General features: G+C 70.7%; 24 protein-coding genes and 2 pseudogenes. 16 read left to right on the forward strand and 10 right to left on the reverse strand.

Annotated features, from left to right (window positions below):
- Positions 1–103: 103 nt before the first annotated feature.
- A complete protein-coding gene (locus ACIRA5_RS26365; RefSeq protein WP_403694267.1) occupies positions 104–832 on the reverse strand; it encodes a FadR/GntR family transcriptional regulator in 729 nt (242 codons plus the stop codon).
- A gap of 689 nt (positions 833–1,521) precedes the next feature.
- A pseudogene (locus ACIRA5_RS26370) lies at positions 1,522–1,776 on the reverse strand (helix-turn-helix domain-containing protein); the annotation flags it as partial.
- A 595-nt stretch (positions 1,777–2,371) separates the two neighbouring features.
- On the opposite strand from ACIRA5_RS26370, the gene ACIRA5_RS26375 reads away from it, so the two are divergent.
- A complete protein-coding gene (locus ACIRA5_RS26375) occupies positions 2,372–2,743 on the forward strand; it encodes a DUF2255 family protein (protein WP_403694269.1) in 372 nt (123 codons plus the stop codon).
- Positions 2,744–2,986: 243 nt separating this feature from the next.
- Here ACIRA5_RS26375 and ACIRA5_RS26380 read toward each other — a convergent pair whose 3' ends face one another.
- Both ACIRA5_RS26380 and ACIRA5_RS26385 read right to left on the reverse strand, forming a co-directional pair.
- Positions 2,987–3,409: a hypothetical protein gene (locus tag ACIRA5_RS26380; protein WP_403694482.1), complete on the reverse strand. Its 423-nt coding sequence runs from the start codon at positions 3,407–3,409 to the stop codon at positions 2,987–2,989.
- A gap of 365 nt (positions 3,410–3,774) precedes the next feature.
- Positions 3,775–4,938, reverse strand: a complete 1,164-nt coding sequence (locus tag ACIRA5_RS26385; RefSeq protein WP_403694271.1) for an NAD-dependent formate dehydrogenase — start codon at positions 4,936–4,938, stop codon at positions 3,775–3,777.
- A 210-nt stretch (positions 4,939–5,148) separates the two neighbouring features.
- On the opposite strand from ACIRA5_RS26385, the gene ACIRA5_RS26390 reads away from it, so the two are divergent.
- The 6 genes from ACIRA5_RS26390 (at position 5,149) to ACIRA5_RS26415 (ending at position 9,298) form a co-directional block, all read left to right on the forward strand.
- Positions 5,149–5,709 carry a fluoride efflux transporter FluC gene (locus tag ACIRA5_RS26390; RefSeq protein ID WP_403694273.1) on the forward strand — a complete coding sequence of 187 codons (561 nt, stop codon included), beginning with the start codon at positions 5,149–5,151 and terminating at the stop codon, positions 5,707–5,709.
- A complete protein-coding gene (gene crcB, locus ACIRA5_RS26395; RefSeq protein ID WP_403694276.1) occupies positions 5,706–6,074 on the forward strand; it encodes a fluoride efflux transporter CrcB in 369 nt (122 codons plus the stop codon). Before ACIRA5_RS26390 ends, crcB begins: the two co-directional genes overlap by 4 nt.
- 148 nt (positions 6,075–6,222) lie before the next feature.
- Positions 6,223–6,501 carry an FmdB family zinc ribbon protein gene (locus ACIRA5_RS26400; RefSeq protein WP_403694279.1) on the forward strand — a complete coding sequence of 93 codons (279 nt, stop codon included), beginning with the start codon at positions 6,223–6,225 and terminating at the stop codon, positions 6,499–6,501.
- A gap of 192 nt (positions 6,502–6,693) precedes the next feature.
- Positions 6,694–7,329, forward strand: coding sequence for an AmiS/UreI family transporter (locus ACIRA5_RS26405; RefSeq protein ID WP_403694280.1), 636 nt, complete (start codon positions 6,694–6,696; stop codon positions 7,327–7,329).
- A 24-nt stretch (positions 7,330–7,353) separates the two neighbouring features.
- Complete coding sequence (gene fmdA, locus ACIRA5_RS26410) at positions 7,354–8,604, forward strand: formamidase (RefSeq protein ID WP_403694282.1); 1,251 nt, start codon at positions 7,354–7,356, stop codon at positions 8,602–8,604.
- A 175-nt stretch (positions 8,605–8,779) separates the two neighbouring features.
- On the forward strand, positions 8,780–9,298 hold the full coding sequence (locus tag ACIRA5_RS26415; protein ID WP_403694284.1) for a hypothetical protein: 519 nt from the start codon (positions 8,780–8,782) through the stop codon (positions 9,296–9,298).
- Between the two features lie 193 nt (positions 9,299–9,491).
- On the opposite strand, the gene ACIRA5_RS26420 is transcribed toward ACIRA5_RS26415, so the two are convergent.
- From ACIRA5_RS26420 to ACIRA5_RS26445, 6 genes and pseudogenes are all read right to left on the reverse strand, one after another.
- A complete protein-coding gene (locus ACIRA5_RS26420; RefSeq protein ID WP_403694287.1) occupies positions 9,492–10,688 on the reverse strand; it encodes a cytochrome P450 in 1,197 nt (398 codons plus the stop codon).
- 31 nt (positions 10,689–10,719) lie between these two features.
- Positions 10,720–12,093: an NAD(P)/FAD-dependent oxidoreductase gene (locus tag ACIRA5_RS26425; protein ID WP_403694289.1), complete on the reverse strand. Its 1,374-nt coding sequence runs from the start codon at positions 12,091–12,093 to the stop codon at positions 10,720–10,722.
- The gene (locus tag ACIRA5_RS26430; protein ID WP_352053294.1) at positions 12,083–12,292 is read right to left on the reverse strand and encodes a ferredoxin; all 210 of its coding nucleotides are present in this window, start codon (positions 12,290–12,292) and stop codon (positions 12,083–12,085) included. The genes ACIRA5_RS26425 and ACIRA5_RS26430 overlap by 11 nt, the downstream gene beginning before the upstream one ends.
- A 76-nt stretch (positions 12,293–12,368) precedes the next feature.
- Positions 12,369–12,659, reverse strand: a pseudogene (locus tag ACIRA5_RS26435) (saccharopine dehydrogenase); the annotation flags it as partial.
- 29 nt (positions 12,660–12,688) lie between these two features.
- Entirely contained in the window at positions 12,689–13,798 is a 1,110-nt protein-coding gene (locus ACIRA5_RS26440; protein ID WP_403694291.1) for a hypothetical protein, read from the reverse strand.
- A gap of 70 nt (positions 13,799–13,868) precedes the next feature.
- Complete coding sequence (locus tag ACIRA5_RS26445) at positions 13,869–14,285, reverse strand: hypothetical protein (RefSeq protein WP_403694294.1); 417 nt, start codon at positions 14,283–14,285, stop codon at positions 13,869–13,871.
- Between the two features lie 134 nt (positions 14,286–14,419).
- Here ACIRA5_RS26445 and ACIRA5_RS26450 point away from each other — a divergent pair, with 134 nt between their 5' ends.
- The 9 genes from ACIRA5_RS26450 (at position 14,420) to ACIRA5_RS26490 (ending at position 25,655) form a co-directional block, all read left to right on the forward strand.
- Entirely contained in the window at positions 14,420–15,802 is a 1,383-nt protein-coding gene (locus ACIRA5_RS26450; protein WP_403694297.1) for a hypothetical protein, read from the forward strand.
- Positions 15,802–17,031: a hypothetical protein gene (locus tag ACIRA5_RS26455; protein WP_403694299.1), complete on the forward strand. Its 1,230-nt coding sequence runs from the start codon at positions 15,802–15,804 to the stop codon at positions 17,029–17,031. Before ACIRA5_RS26450 ends, ACIRA5_RS26455 begins: the two co-directional genes overlap by 1 nt.
- A 3-nt stretch (positions 17,032–17,034) precedes the next feature.
- A complete protein-coding gene (locus ACIRA5_RS26460) occupies positions 17,035–18,624 on the forward strand; it encodes a hypothetical protein (RefSeq protein ID WP_403694301.1) in 1,590 nt (529 codons plus the stop codon).
- Positions 18,621–19,916: a CHAT domain-containing protein gene (locus tag ACIRA5_RS26465; protein WP_403694303.1), complete on the forward strand. Its 1,296-nt coding sequence runs from the start codon at positions 18,621–18,623 to the stop codon at positions 19,914–19,916. Before ACIRA5_RS26460 ends, ACIRA5_RS26465 begins: the two co-directional genes overlap by 4 nt.
- A 138-nt stretch (positions 19,917–20,054) precedes the next feature.
- Entirely contained in the window at positions 20,055–20,852 is a 798-nt protein-coding gene (locus ACIRA5_RS26470; protein ID WP_403694306.1) for a helix-turn-helix domain-containing protein, read from the forward strand.
- The gene (locus ACIRA5_RS26475) at positions 20,831–22,729 is read left to right on the forward strand and encodes a BTAD domain-containing putative transcriptional regulator (protein ID WP_403694309.1); all 1,899 of its coding nucleotides are present in this window, start codon (positions 20,831–20,833) and stop codon (positions 22,727–22,729) included. The genes ACIRA5_RS26470 and ACIRA5_RS26475 overlap by 22 nt, the downstream gene beginning before the upstream one ends.
- 178 nt (positions 22,730–22,907) lie before the next feature.
- Positions 22,908–23,780: a helix-turn-helix domain-containing protein gene (locus tag ACIRA5_RS26480; RefSeq protein ID WP_403694312.1), complete on the forward strand. Its 873-nt coding sequence runs from the start codon at positions 22,908–22,910 to the stop codon at positions 23,778–23,780.
- A gap of 138 nt (positions 23,781–23,918) precedes the next feature.
- On the forward strand, positions 23,919–24,890 hold the full coding sequence (locus ACIRA5_RS26485; RefSeq protein ID WP_403694315.1) for an alpha/beta hydrolase: 972 nt from the start codon (positions 23,919–23,921) through the stop codon (positions 24,888–24,890).
- 42 nt (positions 24,891–24,932) lie between these two features.
- Complete coding sequence (locus ACIRA5_RS26490) at positions 24,933–25,655, forward strand: alpha/beta fold hydrolase (RefSeq protein ID WP_403694318.1); 723 nt, start codon at positions 24,933–24,935, stop codon at positions 25,653–25,655.
- Positions 25,656–25,679: the final 24 nt, after the last annotated feature.

Below are 25,679 nucleotides of genomic sequence, written 5' to 3' on the forward strand. Positions count from 1 at the left end.
GGCGTCCGCGCATGATCGTGGCCGCGCCGCGGTCGAGCCACCTCGCCACACACCTCGCGCCGACGGGAACCGGCGGGCCCGGACTCATGGCCGGGAAGCGCGGCTACCGGGGGTGGTCGGCGGTCGGCCGCCCGCGAGGACTGCCCAGCGAACCGAGCATGATCTTCTCGGTGGCGGCCAGGTACGTCTCCGCCGCGCGCCGCGCCTCCTCGCCGTCCCGGTCGACCACCGCCCGTACCACCGGCGTGAGACGGTCCGTCGCCCGGGCCGCGTCCTCGAACGGTGCCCGCAGTGAGGCCCGTATCGGAAGGTAGGCGTTGAACAGCGTGTTCGTGAGGAGCAGATAGACCCGGTTCCCCGTGGCCCGCGCCAGTTCGCGATGCACTTCCACGTCGGCGAGTTGGACGGCGTCGGCATCCGGGCCGTCCGCGACCTGACGCAGCAGGTGTTCCAGCCGTCGGGCCTGTCGTTCCGTGCGCCGGTCGGCCGCGCGGCCGGCGATCAGCGTGCCGATCTGCCGCCGTACCTCGAAGACCTCCCGCAGCCACGTGGGGTCCTGTGCGGCCAGCATCGGAAGCAGGTCAGCGCCACCGACCCGCAGGTAGTCCAGGATGCGCGTACCGATGCCGTGCCGGGTGCTCAGCAGCCCCGCCTGCTCCAACCGGGTCAGCGCGTGCTTCAAAGTCGTACGGGTGACCGCGTACCTGGCGGCCATCTCCCTCTCGGGGGGCAGCAGGTATCCGGGTTCGTGCGTGCCGCTCAGGATGTCGTCACGCAGCCGTGCTTCAAGCAGGTCGACCACGGTTCGGCGCGGAATGCTTTCGACGGCCACGGAGGATCTCCCAGGCTTCGGTCAATGGTTCAGCGGCTCACTGGTCCAGCGGCTCACTGATTTCAGCGACTTCTTGGTCTAGTGGCTCAGCCACTCCCTCAGTGAAGCAGCCCCCCGAGCCCCACGTCAATTACCTGATGACACACAGCAGTTGGGCACGGGAGGTCGCACCCCGCGGTTCGGGACGATGGGTTGCGTCCAGGGAAGTGGTGTAGCGGATCAACTGCCCGGAATGCGGAGATCACCGCCGCATCGACGCGGCTCGGGGCCGCCAGCGGTGCTGACGGCAGGTCAGCCGGTCACCATGCGGGAGCGGTGTCCCCACAGGGTGGTCCCGGGCACGTGTCCGAGACCAAGATCCGGACCATTTCCGGACCAAGTTGCCGACCACCGCCGACAGCATGCCCATTTCCGCAGGTCAGCGCAGGCAGGGCACGCGTACCACCATGAGACGAAGAACCTGCCGGCGGCCTCCCCTGGTTCATCGCGCACCCTGGTCGACGCGGACGGCCGCCGGGTGGCTGCCTTCGACCGTCCGTGACCCACGAATCCGCCTCGTGTCAACGACGCCGCTGGTCGGGCCGCAGGTCGAAGTCGCCGTAGCTGTTGTCGACCGGGTTGACCGTGACCCCGGGGGCCACGATGTCGTCGATGGCGTCGAGCACGTCGGCCGGGAGCGTGACGTCGGCATTGAGCTGCAGGGCGTGTGCGAGGGATTCGAGCACCGAGTCCGAGGCGCCGGAGAGGTTTCCGCGTTCGAGGCGGACGTAGTAGTCCACGCTCATGCCCGCGAGCAAGGCGACCTCCTCACGGCGCAGACCCGCGACGCGGCGGTTCCCGCCGTAGACCGGCAGTCCGGCCTGCTCCGGGGTGATCCGTGCCCGCCGGGTGCTCAGGAACTCGCGGACCTCGGCGGCCAGGTCCGTCTTGTCAGCGCCCGCCATCGTCGGACTCCGCACGGGTGTGCCGCGGCGCTGCCAGAGGGCACGACGCGAGGCGGATGGTGGCTTCGGCGAGGGTCAGGGACACGGGAACTCCTCCTGATCGGCGTACATCTTGCGCCGGCCTCTTCACCGTAGGTCCGTGGGCCACGGCCTGCGAGGTACTGCCAGTACCTGGAAGAGCAGTGACTCCCACCTGCGGGCCCGCGCGCTGTTGCCTGGAGAAGACCGAGAGCGGGCCACCCGGAACCGAGCCCGGCTCCCCGACTCCGAACCGACCTGAAGGAACACCGTGCGCGCAGCACTCATGTACGAAACCGGCGACGTCCGCGTCGAGCATGTCGCCGACCCGGCCCTCAAGGAACCCACCGGACCGGTAGCGGACGTCGGAGGCGAGGATCCGCTCGTAGGCGGTGTCGATGCGCCGGTAGCCGAGGTCGAGGGCGGTTCACGGCCGCCCTGCTCTCGTCGGGCGGGGTCTGGAAGACGCCGAGTCCGAGGGCGGGTATCCGTGCTCGGCGGCGCGACCTTCACCGATCCGAAGCGTGACACGCACCCCGGACAACGCTCGAACAACACCCCACGGAAGGTGAGGATCATGACCGCCTGGAACGACTCGGATCTGAGGAAGATCGGCGCGGCGGAGGAGCTGGACCTCGAGTCCGAACGCACCGACGGCACACTTCGTGCCCCGGTGACCATGTGGGTCGTACGAGCGGGCGATCACCTCTACGTCCGCTCGGTCAAGGGCGTCGGCGGCCCCTGGTACCGGGGCACACGCTCGCGCAACCAGGGACGTGTCGCGGCCGGAGGCGTCCGGGCCGACGTCGTCTTCCACGAAGCCGGTCCCGGCGAGTACGCCGCCGTGGATGCCGCCTACCGGGAGAAGTACGGCCGGTACACGAGCATCGTCGAGCATGTCCTGACCGACCGGGCCCGCGCCGCCACCCTGCGTCTCGAACCCCGCTGACCCATATTCGAGCGTCATCCGAGCGTCGAGAATCGCCTGCGGCGGCGGATCATCGTCACCCGCGCGATCGTCGCCACACTAGGGAACCGCAGGTCAGGCCGCCCTGGACAGGCAGGCCGTCGGCTCGACAGCCGGTTCCAGGATCGCCACGCACTCCACGTGCGAGGTCATCGGGAACACGTCGACCGCAGCACCGCATGCCCTTGGACCGCCGGAGGCTCCCTCCGCAGCCGCTCGGGTTTCTCAGAGCTTTCCGCCGATCTCGCATGCCTGGCACGGCGGCCGGCCGCAGGTGCACTGCGTGATGGCCTCGATGACGTCGCGATCGTGGTAAAGGCACTCGTCCTTGCAGGTGTGGCGCGGGATGAATCCTGCCGGGATCTCACCGGGCCACGGCTCGTGACCGTCCCGGCAGCGCGCGAACCGCTCAGGGTCGGTGGAGTGCAGGTCGTGCATGCGCGACCGCGCCTCGTCCTCCAGTTCCCGCACTCGCTCCACGAGGCTCTTCAGCTCGGTGGCGATGCTGGAGTACCGGTCGGCGCCGGTCCTTACGTGTGCGGCCCGCAGGGCCATCGCTGCGTTGCCCAAGAACCGGCCGGCATCCTGAAGATCGGTCACGTGATGCAACTGAATGCCGTTCACGCCCCGGACCCATACGGCGTCCATGCTGCTCACTGATCCACCTTCCCGACGTTCGCCTTGATTATCTTGCGAAACAGTATGCGCGGCGCCGGTGCGTCCGCACAGAAAAAATCTGTCTGTTTAGCAAACTAAAGGTCTAGGCCGCGCCCCGCCAGCGAATTCGTGGTGAGTCGGATCACAGGAGGCGTGGGCTCGCAAGGGGCACGACATAGCCGAAGGTCCATTGCCCACTCATGTGGTGGATCTTCGGCTGCGTCTTCCCATGGATCTTCTGCTGATTTCCGCCGTCTGCAATTGAGCCGGAATTAACGGGGTTGCCTGTCAGTAAGGCGCCGACCAGAGGCGTCGCCATGCTTGGCGGCAGCAGCGTCGTTCCGGCTCACTATGCGCTATCCGGCGACCGTGTAGGAGCGCGCTCCTGTCCCGGCGAGTCCACCGCCGTCGACGATCAGGTACTCCGGGCGGATGGGGCGCCCGTCGAACCAGCATTCCAGGATCTCCCGGGTACCGGCGGCGTAGCGGGCCTGCGCCGAGAGGGTCGAACCGGACACGTGCGGCGTCATCGCCTCGTACGGCATGGTGCGCCAGGGATGGTCGGGCGGTGGCGGCTGCGGATACCAGACGTCACCGGCGTAACCGGCCAGTTGGCCGCTGTTGAGGGCCCGCACCACGGCATCCCGGTCGACGATGAGCGCGCGTGCGGTGTTGACGATGTACGAACCGCGCTTCATGGCCCCGATCAGGTCGTCGTCGAAGAGGTTCTGCGTCTGTGGATGCAGCGGAGTGTGAATCGAGAGCACGTCGATCGAGGAGGCCAGCGAACGCACGTCGGGATGCCAGGTCAGCTCCAGTTCCTCTTCGACCTCCGTGGGCAGCCGGTGCACGTCGCAGTAGTGCAGCTTGACGTCGAACGGCTTGAGGCGGCGCAGTACCGCCTGGCCGATACGTCCGGAGCCGAGGACGCCGACGTCCATGCCCTCGAGGTCGTAGGCGCGCGCGACGCTGTCGGCGATGTTCCAGCCCTTCTTGGCGGTCACCCAGTCGTGGGCCGGCATGTAGTTGCGCACCAGGGTGAGGATCTGCATGACGGCGTGCTCGGACACGCTGATGCTGTTGCTGAAGGTCACCTCCGCCACCGTCATGCCGTGGGCGATGGCGCTGGGCAGGTCGGTGTGGTCCGACCCGATCCCGGCTGTGATCGCGAGTTTGAGCCGGGGAGCGGAGGCGATCCGCTCGGGGGTCAGATAAGCCGGCCAGAAGGGCTGCGAGATCACCACGTCGGCGTCGGGCAGCTCGCGGTCCAGGGTGGAGTCCGGTGGTTCCTTGTCGCTGGTGACGACATAGGTGTCGCCTCGGTCCTCCAGGAACCGGCGTAGTCCCAGTTCTCCCGAGACGCAGCCGAGGAGCTGCCCCGGGGTGAAATCCATGGATTGTGGAGTCGGCGTTGTCTGACCGCCCGGATATCCGGTGATGACCGGAATCTCGTCGCGGGCGTAGTCGGGAGGATAACCGCTCACGGGGTCGGGATAGAGCACCGAAATGATCTTTGCCATGGCTGTCCTCCATCGGTGAGGCCTCCGCTCCGGCTGAACCGGGCGGGTACCGATGATCACGAATTTTAGTTGAGCATGTGTCGGCGCTGCAATCCCCGCGGATACCATGGGGGGTGCGCCAGTGGATAAGGATGCGGATATTCGATGGGGCCTGCGCCGGGAGTTGGGGCGACAGAGCGTACCGATCCGTATTCTGTGCGGAGGCTTCTGATGCGGGCGGACGAATCCGGGCCCGAGAGGGAATCCCGAGGGCCTACATACATCTCGGGTACGCGAGCCGAGCCCGAGCCAGATCCCGCGCCGTCACGCGAGCCGTTCCGCTCGCGTCTGCGCAAGGGCGTTCTGGCGGCGGTCGCGCTCGGCGGCGTTCTGGGCGGGGCGGCCCGTTACGGACTTGGACTGATGTTTCCTGCGCCTCGGGGGGCGTTTCCGTTGACGACGTTCGCCATCAACGTGTCCGGGGCGTTCCTGCTGGCACTGCTGCTCGTGTATGTGCTCGAGATCTGGCCGCCGACCCAGTACGCGCGACCGTTCGCCGGCGTCGGGTTTCTCGGCGCCTTCACCACTTTCTCGACGTGGATGGTCGACACCGATCGCCTTCTGGGTCTCGGCCACTACGCGGTCGCGGCGTTCAACGTCTTCGGCAGTCTGTTCGCCGGCCTGGCCGCGACCACTCTGGGCCTGGCCATCGGCAGGATGGCCCTGGCCCGGCAGGTGCGGCTCACCGCGCGGCACGGCCGCGTCCGCCGCTACGGCTGGTGGGTCCGGTGATCACCCTGCTCGCCGTCGGTGCCGCGGCCGCGGTCGGGGCAGTCGCACGCTACGTGCTCGACCAGTACGTGCAGTACAGACGTCCGGGCCTGTTCCCGCGCGGCACGTGGCTGATCAATATCACCGGTTCGTTCGTGCTGGGCACGGTGATAGGCCTCGGCGCACGGCACGGGCTGCCGGAGCAGGCCGTACTCATTGCCGGCGTCGGATTCTGCGGCGGCTACACAACGTTCTCCACCTTCAGTTACGAATTGGTCCACCTGCGCGAGAAGGGACAGGTCGGAAGGTCCCTGCTGTACGGCACTTCAAGCCTCGTGGTGGGTCTGTCGGCGGCAGCGGCGGGGCTCGCCGTCGGGTCGCTCTGAGAAAGGTCAGGCACAGCCGTCGGCGACTTGACACGTAGATTTACGAGACGTCTCCTTGATAGTGAGGAACATGATGTGGCGCGGCCTATCCGGGCACGCCGCACCCGCTCGGGGTTGGCCAGCGTCCACCGACATCCGGAGGCTGCTGATGGCAACCTACGAATATCTATGCAGCCGCTGTGGGCCCTTCGATGTGAAGTTGGAAATCGGGACGGCGCCCAAGGCTTACGGTTGCCCTGTTTGCGCAGGCACTGCGAGACGTGTGTATTCTTCGCCCGGTCTCTCGCTGACCTCTCATGCGGTCGCCGCTCTCCATCTCTCGGAGGAGCAGGCGCGTGAGGCACCGGCAGTGGTCTCCCAAGTGCCGCCACGCAGAAGGGTGCCACGGCACCCGCACCCCGCACTCTCGCGGCTGCCGCGTCTCTGAGGGCGGTGGTCGAAAAGGCAGAACGTCTCATGCGGGTTTCGACGTCGCGACACGACGGCGTTCCCGTGGTGGTGCGCGGAATTCGGAATCACGGAAGGCGCGCCGGGAGCCGAGCTGTGTCCTCGGCAACTCATCGGTGACCTGGGCGCCACGCGATTCCGCCCCCCACGCGGACTTAGGAGGTGTGTCCCCGTGGGAAACGTGGGACTGCTCTTTGTCGGTGCCGTTCTGTTCATGAACGGGCTGTTGCTGCTGGGGAAGGCCGACGCCAAATCTGCAGCAGTGTTCAACCTCTTCGTGGGTGGGCTGCAGGTACTGACGCCGACCTACCTCATCTTCACGGCCGGCGATGACCCCATGAAGATTCTGGCGGCATCCGGCATCTACCTGTTCGGATTCACCTATCTGTATGTGGGAATTGTCCTGCTCGCCGACATCGACAACGTCTGCGTGGGCTACTACTCCCTCTTCGTGGCGATCGTCGCCCTAGGGTATTCGTTCGTCAATTTCCACCTCTTCAAGGACTACCCGTTCGGAGTCATCTGGCTCTACTGGTCCTTCCTGTGGTTCCTGTTCTTCCTGGCGCTCGGTCTCAAGAAGACGGGGCTGTCCACGTATGTGGGCTGGGTGACGGCGATCGAGGGCTGGGTCACCGGTGTCATTCCCGCGGCGCTGCTGCTGTCCGGCTACTGGAAGCACACCACGGAGATCGCCATCGCCCTCGGGGCCTTCGGTGTCGTCGTATTCGCGGCACTGTGGCCGCTCACCAGGAAATCGCGGCAGCCTGCCACGGCTGGATCGGCCGGAAGTACGGGCGCAACGTCCTGACCGGATCAGACATGAGGAGCTGTCATGCCCGAAAATCTCTTCAGCGTGGACCACAGCAAGTCGATGCGTGACCAGGCCGTGCCCGGCCACAACAGGTGGCACCCGGACGTACCCACCGTCGCCATGGTGAAGCCGGGAGCGGAGTTCCGCATCGAGTGCCGCGACTGGACCGACTGCCAGGTCGGCAACAACGACAACGCCAACGACGTACGCGACATCGACCTGACCATCCCTCACATGCTCAGCGGACCGATAGGCGTGGAAGGTGCCGAACCCGGCGACCTGCTCGTCGTCGACATACTCGACCTCGGCCCCGTGCCGCAGCAGACCGGGGACGCGGCAGGCCAGGGCTGGGGCTACACCGGCATCTTCGCCAAGGCCAACGGCGGAGGCTTCCTGACCGACTACTTCCCGGACGCCTACAAGGCGGTATGGGACTTCCACGGACAGCAGGCCGTCTCCCGCCACCTTCCCGGGATCCGCTTCACCGGAATCACCCACCCCGGGCTGTTCGGAACCGCCCCTTCCACCGAGATGCTCGCCCGCTGGAACGCCCGCGAGAAGGCGCTGATCGACACCGACCCGAACCGGGTCCCCCCGCTCGCCGTACCGCCGGACGCCACCAACGCACTCGCCGGCACAGCCACCGGGGACCTCGCACGACGCATCGGCGAGGAAGGCGCGCGCACGGTGCCGGCCCGCGAGAACGGAGGCAACCACGACATCAAGAACTTCACCCGGGGATCGAGGGTCTTCTACCCCGTACACGTCAAGGACGCGAAGCTGTCCGGCGGCGACCTGCACTTCAGCCAGGGCGACGGAGAGATCACCTTCTGCGGCGCCATCGAAATGGGCGGCTTCATCGACTTCCACGTCGACCTGATCAAGGGTGGCATGGAGACGTATGGCATCTCCACCAACCCCGTGTTCATTCCGGGCAACGTCGAGCCGAGGTACACGGAGTTCATGACCTTCATCGGGATCTCCGTCGACCACGACACGGACACGAACTACTACCTGGACGCGACACTGGCCTACCGCCGTGCCTGCCTCAACGCCGTCGAGTACTTCAAGAAGTTCGGCTACAGCGGAGAGCAGGCCTACCTGCTGCTCGGCTCCTCCCCCATAGAGGGACGCATCAGCGGCATCGTCGACATCCCCAACGCCTGCTGCTCGCTGTACGTACCCACCGCCATGTTCGACTTCGACGTGCGGCCGACCTCCGCCGGCCCGATGAAGGCCGACCGCGGCGAGTGCGCGCTGGCCACGACCTGAACCGGACGACGAGGGTTGCGTGCCCTCACACAGGAGCGCGAAGGCGGCTCTGCCGAACGACACATCAGGGGCGTCACCGAAACCTTCGGTGACGCCCCATGGCCGGACCTGTTCCATGACCAGTGGGGTCGGCCGGAAAACGTTCACGCGGACGGTCGTTGCCACAATGTCGGTCATGCAGAGCATCGAGTTTCTCCACTACCCCTTCGGCCAGTCGTCGGAGCTGCTGTGGGGCCTTCGTCTCGACGGCACGGATCTGCGCGTGCACGCCGCCGACGCCACCCGCGACCTCTGGCGCCAGGAGTGGGAGGAGGAATCCCGGGCCGAGGAGGAGCGCTTCCTCCTCACGCAGCATGGCGGCCTCTTTCTCTCCGAGGTCGACGACCCCCTACGCCGTTTCCTCGGGGACCCCACGCCAGAGTTTGCTGATCCCTCCACCGGCACGACCCCGGTCCTGGGCTGCTCCTGCGGCCTCTGGGGCTGCTGGCCCCTGCTGGCGGTCATCACCACCACTCCGGCAACCGTCACCTGGACATCCTTCCGCCAGCCCTTCCGGAAGGAGTGGGGCGAGCTGTCCATGGGCCCGTACGTTTTCGACCGCGCCGCCTACGACGCCGCGCTCGCGGCGCCGGTCCTCCTCTCCGAAGACCCGCTGCTCGTCACGGGGAGGAGTTCGCCACGCCGCTTTCGTTGACGGCGAAGTGTCCGTTCGCGGCGCCCCGGCGTTCCGGCCGTGGCTTGAGAAGGCCGGCGAGCGATTGACGCCTGTCGGACGGCTGGGATCGTCCCCTCCGCACGTGCTGCCGAGGCGGCGCGAGTACGCGCACTACGTGACCGGAAGCCCCGCACGGCACGACCACCTCACCGCATAGCCGCCGTATCGCCGGTCACAGGTGGACGGCCAGGTGGCGGGGGCCGCGGAGCATGGCGTTCTGCCGGTAGGGGGGCGGGTCCTGGACCAGGCGGGCCGCGGCGAGGTGAGGAAGCAGCGCGCCGAGCGCGGTCTCGGCTTCGATGCGGGCGAGCGGAGCGCCGTAGCAGAGATGGATCCCGCTGCCGAAGCCGAAGTGCTCGTTGTCCGGGCGGGCGGGGTCGAAGCGGTCGGGCTCGTGGAACCGCTTGGGGTCGCGGCTGCCCGAGGCCAGCGCCAGTACGACGGACGTGCCCTGGGGGATCGTGATGCCGGCGACGTCGATGTCGGAGAGAGGGACCCTCTCGCGCATGTGGACCGGGGGTTCGTAGCGCAGCAGTTCCTCCACCACGCGCGGCATCAGGTCGGGTTCGCGGCGCAGCCGGTCCAGCTCGTCCGGCCGGCGCATCAGGGTGAGGACGCCGTTGGTGATCAGGTTGACCGTGGTCTCGTGTCCGGCGATGAACAACAGGATGGTGGTTTCCGCCAGTTCCTCGACGGTGAGCCGCAGGGCGGGGTCCGGTTCGTTGACGAAGTCGGAGAGCATGTCGCCGGTGGGACGGCCGCGGCGTTGTTCGGCGAGGTCGACCAGGTAGCGGCCCATCTCCTGCCGGCCCTGCAAACCCGCCTTGTCCCGTTCGGTGGTGTCCTCTTCGGGTCCGATGTCGGCGGACGCGACGATCGCCTCGGTCCATCCCTGGAACAGTGCCTCGTCCTCGCGCGGGACGCCCATCAGCCGGCAGATGACGGTGATGGGCAGGGGGTAGGCGAAGTCGTCGACGACGTCGATCTGCTCGCGGTCCCGGAGCGCCTCGACCAGTTCGTCGGTGATGCGGGTGATCTCGCCGCGCATGCCGTCGACCTTGCCGGGGGTGTGCGGCGGCCCGAACGGACGCATGGTCAGGGTGCGCAGTCTGTGGTGCTCGGGGTCGTCGAGCCGCAGGAACGGCGGCCGCCTCGCCTCCTCGGACGACGAGTCGGTGCGGCTGCGCGGTTCGGCACTCATCCGCGGGTCGTGGAGCAGAGCGGCGATCTCGTGGTAGGTGCCGATCAGACAGCTGCCGTCGGCCTGCCGCACCACGGGACCGGCCTCGCGGAGTTCCGCGTACAGCGGGTAGGGGTCGGGGCGGTTCGCGTAGTCGGAGATCCGTGCCAGCAAGGTCTCGGAGGCCATGGTGGCTCCTCGTGGTCGGACGGGACGTGGGTCAGCGCGTGGGATGCACCACCGTCAGTCGTCGATCGGGCAGGTAACCGGTGAGCGCCACGGTGGGGCCGTGCGACAGCACGCTCGGGTCGGGCACGTCGGACGGAATCGTGACGTCGGCCGCGACCGCGCGGTCCGCCGCGCCGGGCGGGGGCGGGAACGGAGCGGCCGTCTCGATCAGGTTCTTGTAGTAGTCGAGCGACTTGGCCATGTCGACGGTGACCGCGGCGGTGACCCGTCCCTGGTAGCCGTAGACCACCGCCAGACGGCGCGCCTCCAGAGAGCCCTGGGCGATGACCACGTGGTCGGAGTAGGTGGGCACGCCCACCGACTTGATGTTGAGCCCGAACTGGGTCGACCAGAACGTCGGGACGGCGAGGTGCGGACGCCGCAGAGGCCCCGGACTGACCATGTTGTGAGCCGCCACCTCTGCCTGTTCGACCGCGTTGCCCCAGTGCTCCAGGGAAAGCATCTGGTACCCGAACAGCGGGTGCGGGAACCGGGAGACGTCACCGGCCACGAAGACGTCGTCGGTGACGATCCCGTACATGTTGAAGGCCCGGCACCCGGCGTCGCAGGAGATCCCGCGCGGACCCGCCGCCAGCCCGGACTCCGCCAGCCACTCGACGTTGCGGACCGCCCCCAACGCCACCACGCACACATCCGCCTCGACACGACTGCCGTCGGACAGGTCCGCGCCGGTGAACCGGCCGTTCCCGTCCCCGCGCAGAGCGGTGACCGTCACCCCGCAGCGCAGGTCCACGCCGTGATTGCGGTGCATGGTCGCCGCGAGTTGCGCCAGGGTGCCGCCGAGGGCGCCCACCAGGGGTGCGGGGCCGCGTTCCGCGACCGTGACCTCGATACCCCGCTCCCGGCAGCCGGAGGCGATCTCCGAACCGGTGAAACCGGCGCCGATCACCAGCACCCGCTCCGGCCCGGCGTCCAGGCGCTCGGCCAGCCGCCCGGCCTCGTCACTGGTGCGCAGGGTGAACACGCCGTCCAGGGAGGCCTCATCCGGGTCGGGCCAGGGGCGCGCCCGGGTCCCGGTGGCGATCAGCAGCCGGTCGTACGGCAGCGACTCGCCGTCGGCCAGCATCACCCGCTTCTCCAGAGGGTCCACGCCGGTGGCGGCCACGCCCAGTCGCCAGTCGGCGTCAGGGTCCCGGCGCATCGGCAGCGCCGTGGTGTGCGCCGGCGCCTTGCCGAGCAGCACCTGCTTGGACAGCGGTGGCCGGTCGTAAGGCGCCCGGGGCTCGTCCCCCACCACGGTCAGTGAGCCGGTGAAGCCCTCCTCGCGCAGCGTCTCCGCGGCCCTCAACCCGGCCAGCGACGCGCCGACGATCACGATGGGGCCGTTGCTCAGATCACCGGGCACCGGCGCTCACCCCTTCACCGAGAAGGATCGCCTGGACCGGGCACGCCGCCGCAGCCTGGCGTACGCGCTGGACCTGGTCGTCCGGGACGGCCGTGGCGTACAGCAGCCCCTCCTCGCCGTGCAGCTCGAACACCTCCGGTGCGAGGAAGACGCACTGCGCATAGCCCTGGCAGCGCGTGAGATCCACAACGGTCTGCATCCTCACCACCTCCTCCGTGGCCTCGCCCCCTCATTTCCAGCATGGGGGGAGATCCGGAAGCCCGCACGGCCACCCCTCACCGCCCTCGCGCGCCGCCGCGGCTTCCGCCCCGCCCGAGCAGTTCGAGCGAGATGCGCGGGGACACGGCGCGCAGGAAGCCGGACGCGTCGAAGATCTCACCGGCGGAGGCGACACCGACGGTGTGGGTCCGGCCGGTCAGGATGCGGTGGACCGCCTCCACCGCGAGCGGCGCGCTGACGGCGTAGATGTCCCGGCCGCGTGCCACAGCGCGCCGTTCGGTGCCACCGGAGCGTACGACGACGTCGACGACGAAGGTCTGGTCGGACCGCCCGTCCTCGTCGGTGGCGCCCTTGGCGTAGCTCTCGGGGCGGACGGTCAGCGTGCCGGGTTACGGCGTACGACCCTTCCCTTCGCGTCCGCGTCGAGCGAGGCCCCGCCGTCGGGGCTGGTCACGGTGACCCGGATGACGAGGGCGCCGGTCAGGTGGTCGACGCTGAGCTGCCAGGTCCGCGGAGAGCGGACGCCGAGGGTGGAGACGGCCTCCTCGACCAGGGCGGGGAGACGTTCGTACGGCAGGGACCGCAGGCCGAACCCGGGGACCGCGGTGCCGGTGGGGGCGTACACCACCGACATCAGGTGTTCCTGGACGACGACGGAGAGCACCGGGCTCGTGTCCTTGCCCTGGGTCAGGGAGTCGACGGCCCGGCGCAGTTCACCCTTGTCGAGCAGTGTCCGGTCCGGGCCCAGGGCGACCGTGGCCAGCCCCGCCGACGACGTGACCGTGATGGACGACGACGTCGAGGAGGTGGAGGAGGTGGAGGGCCGCGCCGCGGCGGGTGGCCGCGCGGTGGCCTCGTTGCCGAACAGGTCCGCGCGGAACGACAGGATCACGGCGGCCGCGCCGAGCAGGAGTCCGACGAGGAGGACGATGCCGAACGCGCAGCCCTCGGGGGGCCGTTCCACCACGGCGGACTCGGGCGCGGAGTCCAGGAGGGCCCCGGCGGCCCGGCGCTCCCATTCCGGTGTCGGCCGCTTGACGATCCGGACCCGCCACGGCCGGTCCTGCGGGTACTCGACCACCACGATGCCGCGCGGCCGGTAGCCGGGGACGTCGACCAGGTTGATGTCCTGTGTGATCTCGACGCGGTACGCCGGCCCGTCGTCCGGCGCGACCGACAGGACGAAACGGATCGGTACGTCCGCCGACAACTCGGCCCCGGTGGCGTGCAGGCTCTCGATCATCGCGAGAGCCGTGCGGGGCACGGCGGCCGCCGCACGCGCGCGCCGGGGCCTGCCGGCCACGGAGTACAACGCGCCGTACGCGATGGGCAGGCCCAGGCCCGTGCAGAACAGCGGAACGTTCTCGATGACGCCACCGACGACGAGAGCGGCCAGGGACGCCCCGATCACACCACTGGTCAGGAACCCTCGCGTGAGAGCGACCGGACCGTTGCGGGTGGGCCGCGGGCTCTCGGTGATCGTCATGACAGCGACCGTGTCCGGTCCGGACGACCGCGACCGGCACCGGGCCGTCCCGCGCGGGAAGCGGAGTCCGTCATGACGCCATCCCGGCGTACAGGTAGCCCCCGGGCCGCGCGGGGTCGGACAGCAGCAGCACCTGGTCGCCGGTGCGGGGGATCCGCAACTTCGACACGATGGTCTGGAGCGTGACCTGGTCGGTGCCTCCGGCGGGCTGGACGACCAGGTCCACCACCGGGTCGAAGTTGACCAACTTGCCGGTGTCACCGATCGACACAACAACAGCGGACACGGTGGGCGCGCCCATGGCGAGCAGTTGCCGCACATCGACGCCGGACTGGTACGCGCCGACCGACTGCTGGAGCCTGCCGAAGTCCTCGGCGCCGAGGAACGCGCGCGTGGCCCGGCCGTAGAAACCCTTGCCGCCGGCGACTTGGTTCGCGATCTCGGCGGCCTTCTCCTCACGGCTCTTGCGCTTCCCGAAGATTCCCATGGTGTCCCTTCCTCGACGAGGTGCGGTGCGGCTCAGGTGCGACGACGTGGACGGTAGAGGCGACGCGGCCCCTACCGATCCCAGGTTCGTCCCTCGGCCGACCCCTGTTCTCGAGGCGCCGTAATCTTGGGCGCATGCCGTCTCCGAGCAGGCCGACCGGCGCGCACGCTCCGCGAGCCATGATCATCGACCGGGCTTGGCGCGCCCTGGGCCCGGGGCTGGAGTCGCTGAGCGGGCCCGGTGGCGCGCCGTTGACTCGGACCGTGAAGCTGATCGTGCTGCCGCTGGTGATCAGGCCGTCGCTGCACCCGGAACTCGCGGGGGACTTCCTCGGCCCGCGGGAGGCCGTGCAGCTGGAGGCGCTGATCCGGGAGACGGGCGCGCGTCTTGAGGCAACGGCACGATGGTTCACGCTGCTGAAGAAGACCCGCCGTGCGCTGGGAATCGTGGCGGGCAACCCGCAGGACCTCTACTTCCGGCTCTGCTTCGAACTGGCCACCGAGCACGGAGCGCCGTCGGCCGGTGCGGACGCACTGGCCAGGGCGGCGCTCGAAGAGGTCGCGGACGCGGCCGGCGGGCGCACGGTGGAAGCGCTGAAGGAGCACCTCGCCGACCCGGCCCGGTACGCACGGCTGGACCGTGAGCTGGCCTCGGCGTGGGCGAGCCGTGCACCGGCCCCGGCCGACGTCCCGGACGCGGTGGCCGCCGCGGCTGCCGAGGTGCTCGAAGCCTGCGGTGCTCCGGGCGCCGAGAAGCGGTCGCCGGCCTTCACCTCGATGGTCGACGGCGCCTACGGGAGTCTGGTCGGCCGCGCGTTGTGGGCGGGCCCGGGCGGTGTCGCGAGCGATGTCTGGGGGCGCGCCGAGGTGCCCACCCACCTGAAACTGACCGCATATCAGGTGCCGCCGCGCCCGGAGGTCGGCCGGGGCGCGTCGACCGCCACGCTCTCGGCGCCGCTCGACCGTACGGTGTTCGAGCGGATCTTCGTGGTGTTGCAGGCGTCGGCCCTGCGCGAGCAGTTGCCCACGGTGCCGGAGCTCGTCCGGCGGGAGGTCGGCCGCAGCTGTGCTCCGCTCGGACTGTGCGACGAGAGCCTGCGCGTTGCCGTGGTCGTCGGCGGCCGGCTCGCGGTCGGTCTCGACCCGCTGGGCAGCGGGGACTCCGTGCCGCGGCGGACGGCCGCACACCGCGCCGTCGACGCCCGCTGGCAACGGGAGGCCTCGGTCCTGCGCGCACGCAGGATGACGACCTCTCCGGACCCCGACGGCGGTCCGCTGGCCGCGCTCGCCGATGACCTCCGTACGCCATGGGTCGCCTACATGAGGCGACTGTGGGTGCGGCTGCACGGGCGGGACGTCCGCGAAGCCCCGCTGGACGACGTGGCGTCGGTCTGGGCGGTACTCGACGGCGTGAGCCGCTCGGTGATGATGGACCACCGGGCCCGGGTCCGGTCGGCGCTGCGCGCCCTGTCGGCGACCGCTTCGTACTCCCAGACCGCCGAGCCGAGGAGCGCGTGATGGCGGCGGAGACCGAGGTCCGCGTCGGACGGGCCGACGACGGCACGATCCGGATCACCGCCGCGTCGCCCGACACCCACCGCCCCGCCTTCACCCAGGCCGTTCTCGACGTCGCGGGCGCGGTTCTCGTCTGGCCGGTCGCCGACGACCCGGGCCCGCCGACGGCGTACGTCCATGACGTGGGCCGCGCCCAGCAGTGGCTGTGGGCGGTCTACGGCGAGCGCACCGCGGCCGCCGTCCACGCGTGTGCCGCGGCGGAGCCGGACGAATTCCGGGCAGCGGCGGACGCGACGGCTCTCGCGGGCAGCGCCGCCCGGCTCGCCTTCGGGCACTGGGCGGCCCGGTGGTGGCCCGCGTCGTATCCGGACCAGATACCCGCGCTCGAACCGGACGTGCTCGGCCTGGAGTTGGCCGCGCTCTCCTGTCAGTGCCAGCAGCTGTTCGACTCGGACTCGCTCGACGATCAGCCCGACGACTGCGCGGCCTCGTTGATCGGCGAGCATCAGACCGGGCTCGATCCACTGATCCGGTGGTGGCACTCCGTACCGGCGCAATCGGATACCGCGCGGCTCCTTGAGAACGTCCTGCGCCTGGTCGACGCCGCGGCGGACAACGCCGGACTGGACACCACCGCGCTGCGCCGGCTGCGGTCCTCGCTCGATCGACGCCCCGCGTCCGGTGGGCTGTTCACGCGACCGGGTGGACCGGGCGGCTACGCGCTCGCCGCGGGCACCGCGCACGTTCCGAGCGGCCGGGTCATCGCACGGGGAACAGGCGTCAACGACTGGCGTCGCTACCCGCCGGGTCTCGTCGACGCGGCCGAGAACGCGGTGACCTGGACCGCCCGGGCGATCGGCGCGCGACGGGAGATCGAGGTCGAGGTCCTCGCCGACGCCGTGGCACCCGCTGTCGGTGTGCCTCTCGTGGCGGAGGTTCGCGTGGACGGCGGCACGGCGGACCGGATCCGGCTCGGCAGGCGGGACGACCTGTGGACCGGCCGGGCCGACCTGAACGTACCGGCCACGGGGCAACCGCACCTCGACGTACAGGTGTTGCTCCCCGGCTTCGACCCCGGTGCCGGCGCCGACGTCCGTGCCGACCGCGACGCGATCCGCTCCCTGGTCCGGCGACGACTGGCGGCCGGTGCTGAACCCGCGCCACGGAGCTCACCCATGGGCCCGTTCCTCGCCGAGATCGCCGCCGCCACGACCACCGAAGAGGACTACTGACCGATGCCGGACGAGGAGACCGCGGAGGCGGTGGTGCAGCTGTTCGGCGAACCGTTCGACACGGGCCTCGCCACGGCCGAACGTTCCCTGCGGACGGCGGATTTCGCCGCCGCGCAGGCCTGCTACGAGCACCTGCTCGCCGCCGCCGAGGACTTCGAGGACTCGCCCGATGTGCGCTTCCTCAGAGCGCATCTGCTGGCCGGCATCGGGATGGTTCAGCTCGCCGCCACGGACCTGGCCGGGGCGGCGACCGCCATCGAGCGGGCCCTCGGCCTGCTGCGTGACATCGAGTCCACGCCGATGGGACCCCTCGGCCGCCAGCTGTTCCTGGACGACCTGCTGAAGGTACTGATCGGCAAGGCCGACCTGTCGCGCAGGACCGGGAACCTGGACCGGGCGCAGGCGTGTCTCGACGAGGCGACGGCCCGGCTGTCCGAGTTCGAGGGCGGCGACGGCACGCGCGCCGCCGAACTGGGCAGCAATCGCGTCCAGTTGCTGATGTCCCGGAGCGAGTGGGGCGCGGCCGACGAGCTGGCCTCGGCCCTGGTGTCCACCACGCCCCCGACCGTACCGACCGTGCCCCACCTGCTCACCGACCTGGCACTCGTCTGCGCCTCGACCGGGCGGTTCGACCTCGCCGAGGACTACCTCGTCCGCGCCGAGGAGAGCTTCCGGGCGCTGGGGGAAACCGGTGAGCAGCCGCAGCTGATCGCACACCGGGCCTATGTCGCGATGCGCCGTGGCGACCTCGGCCACGCCGAGCTGCTGTACGCCGAGGCGTCGTCGGTCTTCGAGCGTCGGCGGCAGTTCGGCGATCTCGCGATCTGTGAGCAGGCCCGCGGTTTTCTCGCCGCCGGACGCGGTGACACCACCGGGGCGGACGACCTGATGGCGACCAGCCTCGCCCGTTTCGAACAGGCCGGTGCCTCGATCGCCGCCGCGGACACCATGCTGCTGGCTGCCCAACAGGCGTACGGCCGGGGCGACATCGCGGAGATGCAGCGGCTGACCGAGGGCGCGCGCGAGGTGTACGAGGCACAAGGTGTCTACGAACGCTGCGCACAGGCGGACTTCATGGTCGCGTCGAGTATCGAGGACCGTCTGAACCGGTCGGACCACGGGGCTCACGAGAGGGCGGCGGTCGACGCCGCTCTCACGCTCGCGCTGCCCGCCGCGCTGGCACTGGAGGCGGCACGCTACGACTTCGCCACGGGCCACGCACGCAGCCAATGGCTGCGACTGGCGCAGGAAGCCATGCGGTTGGCCTTCCGCCTCGCGGTACGCCGCCAGGATCAGGGGCTGCTCTTCGAACTGGTGGAGTTCCGCTGCGCGGGCGCTCCACTGGCGCTGGACCACCGCACCCCGCCCCCGGATTCCGCCGCGGGTGCGGCGGTCTTCCCGGACGGGGCGATGAAGACGTACGGGCATACGTCCGGCGACATCGGTACCTGGGGCGGTCTGCGGATCGGACTGCCGCCCCAGGTGCTGATGTCGCCGGACCACGACCGCACGGCGCTGCGGGAGTACGTCGAGGCGGCCGAATCCCGTTATCACCGCAGGGTCGTGAGCGAGGAAACGGTGCAGTCCTGGTGACCGACAACGACGGCAGCCCGACGACACCGCGCCCCGTCGTCCAGGTCCGGCTGGCCGACGCGGGCGACCTTTTCATGGCCTGGCGATGGACGAGCGGGGCTCAGGGCTTCGGCACCGGGTACGCGCCCAGGGACGAGGTCGATGACGCGGTCCGTGCGCTGGCCGCGGCGCTGCCCGGCCCGGACGAGGGGATGCGCAGCGCGTTCACCTCGGGGGCGATGGCCGATCACCGGACCGAGCACCGTCTCGCGCGGCGACTGGCCGAGGCGTTGTGGCCTATCGGTCTGACACAGCAACTGCGCCACGTGTCCGCGGGCGGCGCCCGCCCGCTGGTCCGGATCCAGCCGTCGCCCCGGGTCGCTCAGATCCCCTGGGAACTGCTCGCCGTCGACGACGAGACCGACGTCCGGCTCCTCGACCTCGCGGACGTCGTGACCACCGCACCGGTGTCACTGCGGCAGCGGCCCGGGACCGCCGCCCGCCCGGCCCCCACCGTCGAAGCCGACGGCGACGGCGACGCCGTCGTGCTCGTCCTCGACCCCCGGGTGCCCGGATTCCGGGCCGACTCCCCGCTCGGTTCGGTACTGGGGCCGGCCGGCTCGGACCCCGCACTGCTCTCGCTGGTACGGCGCCACCTCGACACAGGCGTCGTCGAGCCGCCGCTCGCCACCGCCGCCGAGGCCTTCCGCCGCACCGACCTCGACCGGGACTGGCTGAGCCGCGTTCTCCGGGAGGGCGCGCGCAGACTCCTGTACGTCGGCCATGTGAGCGGGGCGCCGGTGGAGCACGGGCAGAGCGAGGACGCGGCGCTCCACCTGTGCTGCGGCCCCGGGACCACCGGGTTCACCGAGCCGGTCCGTACCCATCGGCCGCTGTCCGCCAAGGATCTCCTGCTCGGCACCCTCACCTTGCGGGCCGACGGCGTGCCGGGTTCGCGCCTTTGGCCCGCGCCGCGCCGCGTCGCGTTGATCGCCTGCGAGAGCGGCGGCGATCTCCGGTTCACCGAGTCGTTCGGCCTGGCATCGGCGATGATCCACAACGGTGCCGAACTGGTCACGGCCACCCGCTGGGTGCTGCCGACCAGTTTCGCGTTCCACCGGCTGGCCGGTCTGGCCGAGTCCGTACGACCGCTGTCGGAGGCGATCGTCGCCGTGGACACCGCCCACGAGCACCCCGACCCCGTGCACCGACTCGGTCTCTGGCAGCGGGAACAGCTGGACCGCTGGCGCACCGGCCACCGGATCGAGCATTCGCCCCTGCTGTGGGCGGCCATGAGCTGCGTCGTCGTATGACGACCGACCCCCGTCGCCCTCTCGCACCAGCCCTTGCCGCCTGCTACCGGCTGCTTCCCTGCTGCGCGAGCATGCCCCACCCCCACAGCCGTTCCTCAGTAAGGGCCCTGGGCCCGACATCTCACCTCGGGAGTCCTCATGATCGACTCGGTGATGTCACGCGACACCGCACCGGTCCGTCGTCTCTTCCGGCTGCCGGACCCGGCCGACGACGCGTTCCTGCACCTGGGACTGCACGTCCAGGGCTCGGTCTCGGTGACACGGGGCGGCACCCAGGTGTTCCTGGCCCCCGGCGACCTGGTGTTCCACGATCCGGCCCGGCGTGACCACCTGCGTTTCAGCGGCCCTTGCCGGCTGACGGTCTTCCGGGTGCCCCGCGGTCACCTGGGGGTGTCGCCCTCGGACCTGCACCGGATCATGGGCCGGCGCGTGCGGGGCGACGAGGGCGTCGGCGCGCTGGTGTCCAACTTCCTCTCGGCGCTCGTCGCCGAGACGGACTTCCGCAGGTCGAGGACGGGCCACCGGCTCGCCCGCTCCGCCGTCGACCTGGTCGCCGTGCTCGTCATGCAACTCCTCGGGGAGGAGACTCCCGACGCGTCGGACGTCGGCACCGAGACGGTGTCGCGGATCCAGGCCTTCATCGAAGAGCATCTGACGGAGCCGGATCTGTCACCGGAGTCGATCGCGCTCGCCCACCACATCTCCGTCCGCTACCTGCACAAGCTCTTCCGGCACGAGGGCACCACGGTGGGCCAGTGGATACGCCGGCGCAGGCTGGACGCGTGCCGGCGCGAGCTGGGCCGCGGCGCCGACCGCAGGCCGAGCGTGGCCGCCGTGGCGCAGCGCTGGGGGTTCAGCAGCCCCTCGCACTTCAGCCGCACCTTCCGGGACGCCTACGGCATGTCTCCCAGCGAATGGCGGAGTGCGACGAGGTGATGCGGTTCGAGGTGCTGGGTCCGTTGCGGGTCCGGCGGGCTGGGCGGGAACTCGATCTGGGGTTCCCGCAGCAACGCGCCCTCCTGGCCCTGCTCATGGTGCGGGCGGGGCGGCCGGTGCAGGTGAGCGAGATCGTGGATGTGCTGTGGGCGAGCCGTCCGCCGGCCAGCGCCCCGAACGTGGTGCGCCGGTACGTCGGTGCGCTGCGGCGGCTGCTCGAACCGGGGCTGCCGCCCCGGGCGCCCGGCCGTCGCCTGCCGCGCGGCACCGGTGCCTACCTGCTGGACGCGGAGCCGGACGAGATCGATCTGCTGCGGTTTCGCGAACTCACCCTGCGGGGCAAGCGGGCGGTCGCCACCGGTCGGCCCGAGGTGGCGGTACGGCAGTTCGTCGGGGCCCTCGGCGAGTGGCGCGGGCCGGTGGCGATGGGGCTCCCCGCTTCGGCTCGCGAGCACGCCCTGTTCCGCGCCGTGGAGCACGAACTCGTGCTCACCACGCGGATGGCGGCCGACGCGGCCCTGCTGTGCGGCACGGCGGCCCTCGTGCTGCCGAGCCTGCGCCGGGCCATCGACCTCGAGCCCCTGGACGAGTCCCTGCACGCCCGGCTCGTGTTGGTGCTGGCGGCCTGCGGACTGCAGGCCGAGGCGCTGACGGCGTACGAGGAGGTACGGCGCCGACTGGCCGCGGAGTTGCGGGTCGCCCCGGGCGCCGAGCTGAGCGCGGCCCACACCCGGGTACTCCGTCAGGAGGTGCGCGCGTCCGCGCCCCCGGTGCACCGACCGGTCAGGACAGTGCTGTCCGAACCGGTGCAACTCCTCGCCCGGCCCGCCCAGTTGCCGCCAGGCCTGACGGTCTTCGCCGGTCGGAGCGAGGAACTCGGGGAGCTGACCGCCCTCGCCGGGGCGACGGCGTCCTCCGAGGCCCCCGGGACGATCCTGGTCAGCGGAATGGCGGGCGTCGGGAAGACCGCGTCGGTCGTGCACTGGGCCCAAGCGATCGCACCCCGGTTCCCGGACGGCCAGCTCTACGTCGAGCTGCGCGGTCACGATGCGGCCGCCAGGCCCGCGCCGCAACCCGTGGAGGCGTTGCGAGGGTTGGTGGCGGCACTCGGAGCACCGCCCCGGCACCTCCCGGACGGCATGACCGCGCTCACGGACCTCTACCGCGAGCTGCTGGCGGACCGCCGCGTCCTCGTCGTGCTCGACGACGCTGCCCGCACCGAGCACGTACGCCCGCTGCTGCCCACCGCCCCGGGCTGTCTGGCCGTGGTCACCAGCCGTCACCGGCTGCCCGGTCTGATCACCTCCGGGGCCCGCCCGCTGCACCTGGAACTGCCGTCCCTCGCCGACGCCCGCGCCGCGCTGGCCCTGCGCGTCGGCTCCGAGCGGCCGGCCGCCGAACCCGAGGCGACCGAGGAGATCATCGAACGCTGCGGCCGACTGCCGCTGGCGCTGGCCATCGTGGCCGCGCGCGCCGTCAGCCGCCCCGACTTCCCGCTGGCCGCCCTCGCCACCGAACTCCGCGCCGCGCACGGGACCCTCGACGCCTTCGCGGGCGTCGACGGGACGGCCGACGCCCGCGCCGCGTTCGCCGCGTCCCACCGGTCGCTGCCGCCCGGCGACGCCCGGCTCTTCCGCCTCCTGGCGCTGCACCCCGGCCCCGGCATCGCGGCGGACATCGCCGCCGGGCTCGCCGGTCTGTCGCCCCGCGAGGCCCGGCCGGTCCTCGACCGCCTCGCCGACGCCCATCTCGTGTGCGAGGACGCTCCGGGCCATTACACCGTGCACACCCTGCTGCGCGCGTTCGCCGCCGAGCTCGCGGAGGCCGGCGAGGCCGCCGCGACGGAGTCCCCGTCACTCCCGCGTCACTCTTTTTGAACTTGCCCCGACCTACTCTCCGAGCGGAGTGGACGACCGTCCCACGAGGCGTCGTCGCTCCTCTCGACAGTTCGGCAGGGCTCGGAGGCAACGGCGGATGACGTCCAGTTTCAGCACCATTCGGACCGACCGCGATGACACGGATGAGACAGGTGAGACCGAGAGGTGCCGCATGCCCATGGGCCTCGACATCGTCGTCTCGGGCACGGCGCCCGCGGAGCTGCCCGGGGCGGGCCGGCCCTACCCGGCCCGGCGGGCACACCGGTTGGTCGCCCGGGACAGCGGCGAGTACCTCTTCGTAGGCATACGGGGCGCGGCAGGCGTACGAGGCGGGAGCGGCGCGCACGGTCCGCGGCAGCCCGAGGACGTCTTCCTCGGGCCGGGAGACATCTGCTTCTACGACGCGCACGGTCCGGCGACGCTCGACTTCCCCGAGCGGTTCCGCATGAAGGTGTTCCTCGTGCCGTACGAGTCGCTCGGGCTCGACGCGGCCGATGTGGCCCGGCTCGCGGGGACACCGGTACCCCGTGTGTCCCGGCTGGGCAGCCTGCTGTCACCGTTCCTGTCGGAACTCGCCGACACGGCCTCCTCGTCCCGGCCGCCGGTCGGCGACCTGCTCGCCTGGAACGCCGTGAACGTGCTGGCCACCCTCGCCACCGAGCGGCTCGGCCGGGACGCCACCGCGACGCCCGACGCCCGGACACCGCTGAGGGCCCGGATCCTGGAGTTCATCGACCTGCATCTGACCGACGAGGACCTCTCCCCCGAGACGATCGCCGGGGCCCATCACATCTCCGCGCGCTATCTGCACCGGATCTTCCAGGACGAGGGCACCACGGTCGGCCGGTGGATCCAGCGTCGCCGGCTCGAGGAGTGCCGCCGGGACCTGATGATCCGGGCCCGGGGCGGTCGGACCATCGCGGCGGTGGCCAACCGCTGGGGGTTCATGAGCGCCACCCACTTCAGCCGGGTCTTCCGGGCCGCGTACGGGATGTCGCCCAGCGAATGGCGGGACACCGTCGGCCGCGGCACGCCCACCGGGCGCCGCTGAGGTGGTCGACGCGTTGGGCGCTGTGAGTTCAACGGCGGTGCGCTGACGGACCATTCACGCCCGCACCGCGCCTCTAGCGTGGGTGCGAGGCCGGAGCATTGCCCGGCGTATCCAGGAACAACGCTTCAGGAGATTCCCATGTCCGACGCCGTAGAGCCGGTCACGCCCGTACTGGAACCGGCCGCCGCCGCTTTCGCGGAAGCCACCGCCAATCCGCCGTACCTGTTCGACCTCGCCCCGGCGGAGGGTCGCAAGGCCGTCGACGAGGTGCAGTCCGGCGAGATCGACAAGCCGGCGGTCGACGAGGAGTGGATCACCGTCCCGGGCGGTCCGACGGGCAGCGTCCGTGCCCGGATCGTCAAGCCCGCCGGGGTCACCGGCACCCTGCCGGTGATCCTCTACATCCACGGCGCGGGCTGGGTGTTCGGCAACGCCCACACCCACGACCGCCTGGTCCGCGAACTGGCCGTCGGCGCCGAGGCCGCCGTGGTCTTTCCCGAGTACGACCTCTCGCCCGAGGCCCGCTACCCGGTCGCCATCGAGCAGAACTACACCGTCGCGCAGTGGGTCGTGCAGCAGGGCGCGACCAAGGGCCTGGACGGCAGCCGCCTCGCGGTGGCCGGAGACTCCGTCGGCGGCAACATGACCGCCGCGCTCACCCTGATGGCCAAGGAGCGCGGCGATGTCCCGCTGCTCCAGCAGGTCCTGTTCTACCCGGTCACCGACGCGAACTTCGACACCGGCTCCTACCACCAGTTCGCAGAAGGCTACTTCCTGCGCCGCGACGGCATGCAGTGGTTCTGGGACCAGTACACGACCGACGAGGCCGACCGCGCCCAGATCACCGCCTCCCCGCTGCGAGCCACCACCGAGCAGCTCACCGGCCTGCCCCCGGCCCTGGTCATCACCGGCGAGGCCGACGTCCTGCGCGACGAGGGCGAGGCGTACGCCAACAAGCTCCGCGAAGCCGGCGTCGCCGTCACCGCCGTGCGCTTCCAGGGCATCATCCACGACTTCGTGATGCTCAACGCCCTGCGCGGCACCCACGCCGCCGAGGCCGCCATCACGCTGGCCACCCGCACGCTGCACACCGCGCTGCACGCCGGCTGACCCGGTCCACAAGACCGCCAAGACCGCCAAGGAGACACCGTCATGTCCGGGAACACCACCCCCACCGCCCTGCTCGTGCACGGCGCGTTCGCCGACGCCGCCAGCTGGTCCGGCGTCATCGCGGAACTGCAGAACCACGGCATCCCCGTCGTCGCGCCGCCGAACCCGCTGCGCTCTCTCGCCTCCGACGCCGCGTACATCGCCTCGGTGGCCGCGCAGATCGACGGCCCCGTCGTGCTGGTCGGCCACTCCTACGGCGGCGCGGTCATCACCGTCGCCGGCACCGCGGAGAACGTGGTCGGCCTGGTCTTCGTCGCGGCGTACGTCCTCGAGGAGGGCGAGAGCCTCGGCGAGTTGCAGGGGCGCTTCCCCGACTCGCCGCTGGGCAGCAGCCTGAAGCAGGCCACGTATCCCGTCGAGGGCGGTGACCCGGCCGTCGAGGTCACCATCGCCCCCGAGGCGTTCCCGTCCGTCTTCGCCGCGGACGTCCCCGCCGAGGTCACCAAGGTGCTCGCGGTCGCCCAGCGTCCGCTCGCCGCCGGCTCGTTCACGGAGACGGCCACCGCCGCCGCGTGGAAGACCAAGCCCTCCTGGGCCCTGGTCGCCGCCGCGGACCAGGCGATCAACCCCGAGGTCGAGCGCTTCGGCGCGAAGCGTGCGGGGGCGACGATCCTGGAGGTCGAGGGCGCCTCGCACGCCGTAGCGGTGTCCCGGCCGAAGGTGGTCGCCGAGCTGATCCGCGACGCGGTCCGCGCGACCGGCTGAGCGAGCCGACGGCGGCCGTGTGGA

This window comes from Streptomyces sp. NPDC096311 (assembly GCF_044763085.1).
GTDB lineage: Bacteria > Actinomycetota > Actinomycetes > Streptomycetales > Streptomycetaceae > Streptomyces.

Coding starts and splice junctions, on each gene's coding strand:
- ACIRA5_RS26440 (WP_403694291.1), bottom strand. CDS start 13,798: ATGACGATCACCGAGAGCCCGCGGCCCACCCGCAACGGTCCGGTCGCT.
- ACIRA5_RS26420 (WP_403694287.1), bottom strand. CDS start 10,688: ATGGCCTCCGAGACCTTGCTGGCACGGATCTCCGACTACGCGAACCGC.
- ACIRA5_RS26380 (WP_403694482.1), bottom strand. CDS start 3,409: ATGGACGCCGTATGGGTCCGGGGCGTGAACGGCATTCAGTTGCATCAC.
- ACIRA5_RS26485 (WP_403694315.1), top strand. CDS start 23,919: ATGTCCGACGCCGTAGAGCCGGTCACGCCCGTACTGGAACCGGCCGCC.
- ACIRA5_RS26480 (WP_403694312.1), top strand. CDS start 22,908: ATGGGCCTCGACATCGTCGTCTCGGGCACGGCGCCCGCGGAGCTGCCC.
- ACIRA5_RS26475 (WP_403694309.1), top strand. CDS start 20,831: ATGGCGGAGTGCGACGAGGTGATGCGGTTCGAGGTGCTGGGTCCGTTG.
- ACIRA5_RS26450 (WP_403694297.1), top strand. CDS start 14,420: ATGCCGTCTCCGAGCAGGCCGACCGGCGCGCACGCTCCGCGAGCCATG.
- ACIRA5_RS26470 (WP_403694306.1), top strand. CDS start 20,055: ATGATCGACTCGGTGATGTCACGCGACACCGCACCGGTCCGTCGTCTC.
- ACIRA5_RS26460 (WP_403694301.1), top strand. CDS start 17,035: ATGCCGGACGAGGAGACCGCGGAGGCGGTGGTGCAGCTGTTCGGCGAA.
- ACIRA5_RS26390 (WP_403694273.1), top strand. CDS start 5,149: ATGCGGGCGGACGAATCCGGGCCCGAGAGGGAATCCCGAGGGCCTACA.
- ACIRA5_RS26490 (WP_403694318.1), top strand. CDS start 24,933: ATGTCCGGGAACACCACCCCCACCGCCCTGCTCGTGCACGGCGCGTTC.
- ACIRA5_RS26400 (WP_403694279.1), top strand. CDS start 6,223: ATGGCAACCTACGAATATCTATGCAGCCGCTGTGGGCCCTTCGATGTG.
- ACIRA5_RS26385 (WP_403694271.1), bottom strand. CDS start 4,938: ATGGCAAAGATCATTTCGGTGCTCTATCCCGACCCCGTGAGCGGTTAT.
- ACIRA5_RS26430 (WP_352053294.1), bottom strand. CDS start 12,292: ATGCAGACCGTTGTGGATCTCACGCGCTGCCAGGGCTATGCGCAGTGC.
- ACIRA5_RS26445 (WP_403694294.1), bottom strand. CDS start 14,285: ATGGGAATCTTCGGGAAGCGCAAGAGCCGTGAGGAGAAGGCCGCCGAG.
- ACIRA5_RS26455 (WP_403694299.1), top strand. CDS start 15,802: ATGGCGGCGGAGACCGAGGTCCGCGTCGGACGGGCCGACGACGGCACG.
- ACIRA5_RS26375 (WP_403694269.1), top strand. CDS start 2,372: ATGACCGCCTGGAACGACTCGGATCTGAGGAAGATCGGCGCGGCGGAG.
- ACIRA5_RS26415 (WP_403694284.1), top strand. CDS start 8,780: ATGCAGAGCATCGAGTTTCTCCACTACCCCTTCGGCCAGTCGTCGGAG.
- fmdA (WP_403694282.1), top strand. CDS start 7,354: ATGCCCGAAAATCTCTTCAGCGTGGACCACAGCAAGTCGATGCGTGAC.